Here is a 3,785-nt window from a genome sequence, read left to right as displayed (position 1 = left end):
CGGCGAAGTAGTCGTCGACCGCTTCGGGGTCGAAGATCCGGTTGGCGAAGCTGCTGTCGTCGGCGGGGCTGTAGCCGTAGCGGGAGAAGACCGCGCAGATCTCGGCTCCGGGGAAGCGGCGGTGCAGGTAGGCGACGTTCTCGGCGGCGCTCTGGCCGGCTCCCACGACGACGAACCGGGAGGGTGAAGTCCCTTCCAACTCCTCGACCCTGGCGAGCAGTTCGGAGTTGTGCCAGACGCGGTCGCCGCGTTCGATGCCCTCGGGCACGAGGGGACGCAGCCCGGTGCCGATGACGAGGTTGCGGGCCCGGTGGACCTCGAGTCCCTCGCCCGTGCGGACGGTCACTTCCAGGTGGTCCACGGCTCCATCGCGAACGGCGGGCGCGACGCCGACGACCTCGTGGCCGTAGGAGACCATGTCCTCGACCTTGGCCGCGGCCCACTCGAAGTAGTCGTGGAACTCCACGCGCAGCGGGAAGAGGCTCTTGTGGTTGATGAAGTCGATCAGCCGTCCCTTGCTCTGGAGGTAGCACAGGAAGCTGAATTCGCTGGTCGGGTTCCGCAGCGTCACGAGGTCCTTGAGGAAGGAGACCTGCATGGTCGCGTCGTCGATCAGCATGCCGCGGTGCCAGCCGAAGTTCGGCTGCTGCTCGAAGAAGTGAGCGGTGACGGCCTCCTGCCGGCCGACGCGTGCGTTGTGCTCGCTGAGTGCGATCGCCATGGCGACATTGGACGGTCCGAAGCCGATACCGATCAGGTCGTGGATCGGTGATGCGTCAACAGGAAGCACCCGTGACATGTCTCTCCCATCGTGCGGGGGGCCGCCATTACGGCGTGTGGGGAAGCGCGCGGCGGGCACGCCGACGGAGCGGCCCGCTGAACTTAGGTGAGCCTAAGCTAATACCGTGCGGCTGTCGATAGAGCGGAAAGCCCTTCCGCGCATGGGGAGTTGACCAACCGGCGCACCCTGTACAGACGTTGCAAAGTAAGGTAAGCCTTGCTTTACTGCTCCCGGTCCACCCCCTGTCTTGAGGAGGAACCCCCATGCGGGTCGTCATGTTCGGTTACCAGACCTGGGGGCACCGCACCCTGCAAGCCCTCCTGGACTCCGAACACGACGTGGCGCTGGTCGTGACACACCCCAGGAGCGATCACGCGTACGAGAAGATCTGGAGCGACTCCGTCGCCGATCTCGCCGAAGAGCACGGCGTCCCCGTACTGATCCGCAACCGCCCCGACGACGACGAGCTGTTCGAGCGCCTCAAGGAAGCCGACCCGGACATCATCGTGGCCAACAACTGGCGGACCTGGATCCCCCCGCGCATCTTCAACTTGCCGCGCCACGGCACGCTCAACGTCCACGACTCGCTGCTGCCGAAGTACGCCGGCTTCTCGCCGCTGATCTGGGCCCTGATCAACGGCGAGCCCGAAGTCGGCGTCACCGCCCACATGATGAACGACGAGCTGGACGCCGGCGACATCGTGCGGCAGGAAGCGGTCCCGGTCGGACCGACGGACACCACGACCGACCTCTTCCACAAGACGGTCGACCTCATCGCCCCGGTCACCATCGGCGCACTCGACCTCATCGCCTCCGGGCAGACCGAGTTCACCAAGCAGGACCGGTCACAGGCGAGCTTCTTCCACAAGCGCTCCACCGACGACATCCGCATCGACTGGAACTGGCCGGCCACGGACCTGGAGCGTCTGGTGCGCGCCCAGTGCGAGCCGTACCCCAGCGCCTTCACCTTCCACAAGGGCAAGCGCCTGGAGATCCTCGCGGCGGTCGTCTCCGAGGCCCGCTACGGCGGTACCCCCGGCCGCATCTTCTACCGCGAGGGCGACGGCGTGGTGATCGTCGCAGGGGCCGACGCCCGCACCGGCCGCAACCACGGTCTGGCCATCACCCGCGTACGGACCGAGGACGGACGGGAGTTGGGGGCCACGGAGTACTTCACCTCCATGGGCGGCTACCTGACGAGCCGCCCCTGACCCACACCGCGCCCGCCGGGACTGTCGCAACACGCCCGAGGCGTCGGAATCTGCGCCGGACCCCGGTCACGGGGCCCGGCCCCGTCGCGTCGGCGCCTTCACCGGCGTACGCGGGCTCGGCCGCCTCCGGTGTCAGGGGTGCGGGGTCCTCCGGCTGGGGCGCACCCGTGTCGGCGACCGTGTCCGTGTCCGTGTCCGGGCGGGTCATGACCGCCTGGGCCGCGTGCGACTGCTCGGTCTGCTGCCGCGCGGCGGGAACAACCGTTTCCGCAGGGGTCGCCCCGGCAGCGACCGGCGCCTCGACGGGCGCCTGGGCACCCCAGGGCGCCGCACCCTGCGGGGGCATCTCGCGCAGGTGCTGGGCGTCGAGGTACTCGGGTCCGGACGTGGGCGTGCCCGGGTGGCGTACCGGCGCGCCCGCGGGGCCGCGGTCGGCGAGGGAGCGGACCGGGCTCGCGGAGGTGTCGGGGAGGGGCGGACCGAGGTGCAGGGGGCGCCGCGGTGCCACGGGCGGTGCCGACGGGTTCGGGAGGCGGACGGCGCTGAGGTCGACGGAGCCGCTGTCCCGGCCCGCCGTCTCGTGCGGGCCGGGTTCGTGCACGGCCTCGACGACCGGCTCGGGCGCGGGTGGCGCGACCTCGTTGCCCCAGGCGCTCTGGGCGCCGGGCAGCAGCAACAGGTCTTCGTCCTCGGCGGTGGTCTCGGAGAGGTAGGTGTACGCGCCGGGCGTGGGGACGCCCTGCTGATCCACCATGCCTGCGTTCTCCGGCAGTCCCTCGCCCGGAACCTGGCCGGTGTCGGTCATGCGTACCCCTCGCCCATCGGTTAGTGCTCCTACGACCAGCTCACCCGGAACGGCGCACCGACCGCCCCGTAGTGAAGAACGAGCGTCCGCGCCCAGCGGCACGAACGACCCGCACGAAAAAGACGACAAAGCCATTCAGTGGCATTGTCGCGGTCGTTGCCCCGTCGCGACAGCTTGATCCGCGACGCTCCGCTGTGGACTGCGCCACGTTGCGCGCCCTCAGGTTCTGCCGTACCACACCCACCCCAAAACGGATGTGTTTTCCGGACATTGACCGACGAAAGGCCGGGCGCCCGGATGCGGTACGACGATCGGCCAGCCTACCGCGCGCAGTAGGACAACAGGATCACGGGGAGGGCAAACCGGGTCAGGCCGAACGGTCCGGCAGAACCCCGCTGAGCAGGAACGCGACGCTCCGTTCCGTCTCCGTCCAGACCCGCGTGTCGAGTTCGACGGACTGGACGAGGGCGCACTCGACGCGGTACCCGTGCTCGGTCAGGTCGCGGCCGGCGCGTTCGGCGCCATCGCGGGTCATGGCGTGGGTGACGATGCGCTGAGGGCGGCGGTCGGCGACCGCGGAGACCACGGCCGCTCCCCCGCCGCCGACACGGACGACGTCCGGTTCGGGCAGGTCCTCCAGGACGTGCGGGGCGCTGCCGCGGACGATCTGGAGCTGTATCCCGAAGCGGCGCGCGGCGGCGTCGGTGCGGGCGCACGCCTCCATGGCGTGGTCGACGGCGATGACGGCCGCCCCGGCCCGCGCGGCCTCGGTCGCGAAGGCGCCGCTGCCGCAGCCGATGTCCCACACGAGGTCGCCGACCCGCGGTCCCAGGCGGGCGAGTTGGGCCGCCCGGAGCAGTTCGGCCTCTCCCTCGCCCAGTCCGCCGCCGTACTCACCGGCGGGCAGGGTCCAGCCGCGTGGGCCGCTGCCCGGGTCGCGGCCGGCGATCCAGCCGCCGTCGCCCGACGGCGGCACGCCCGCGGTGCC

Annotated in this window: 3 protein-coding genes and 1 pseudogene; 1 reads left to right on the top strand and 3 read right to left on the bottom strand. The window is 70.5% G+C overall.

The genetic code is table 11. The features are described 5' to 3' along the window. The coding region (locus BZL64_RS35990) for a SidA/IucD/PvdA family monooxygenase (RefSeq protein WP_143663408.1) at window positions 1-799 on the bottom strand (799 nt) is incomplete at its 3' end. A 245-nt stretch (window positions 800-1,044) separates the two neighbouring features. Between BZL64_RS35990 and BZL64_RS35985 the strand changes: the two genes are divergently transcribed. Then, complete coding sequence (locus tag BZL64_RS35985; protein WP_086773243.1) at window positions 1,045-1,992, top strand: methionyl-tRNA formyltransferase; 948 nt, start codon at window positions 1,045-1,047, stop codon at window positions 1,990-1,992. A gap of 94 nt (window positions 1,993-2,086) precedes the next feature. Here the strand turns inward: BZL64_RS35985 and BZL64_RS35980 are convergent. Continuing rightward, window positions 2,087-2,797, bottom strand: a pseudogene (locus BZL64_RS35980) (nicotinate-nucleotide--dimethylbenzimidazole phosphoribosyltransferase); the annotation flags it as partial. Between the two features lie 367 nt (window positions 2,798-3,164). Further along, on the bottom strand, window positions 3,165-3,785 hold a 621-nt coding region (locus tag BZL64_RS35975; RefSeq protein ID WP_143663407.1), incomplete at its 5' end, for a methyltransferase domain-containing protein.

It is taken from the genome of Streptomyces bobili, assembly GCF_002154575.1.
Taxonomy (GTDB): Bacteria; Actinomycetota; Actinomycetes; order Streptomycetales; family Streptomycetaceae; genus Streptomyces; species Streptomyces bobili.
Note: the sequence above shows the minus strand (reverse complement) of the source record. Positions and strands in the feature narration are given on the sequence as shown.

Excerpts from the sequence above, each read along its gene's own strand:
- BZL64_RS35985 (WP_086773243.1), top strand. The coding sequence starts at position 1,045 with ATGCGGGTCGTCATGTTCGGTTACCAGACCTGGGGGCACCGCACCCTG.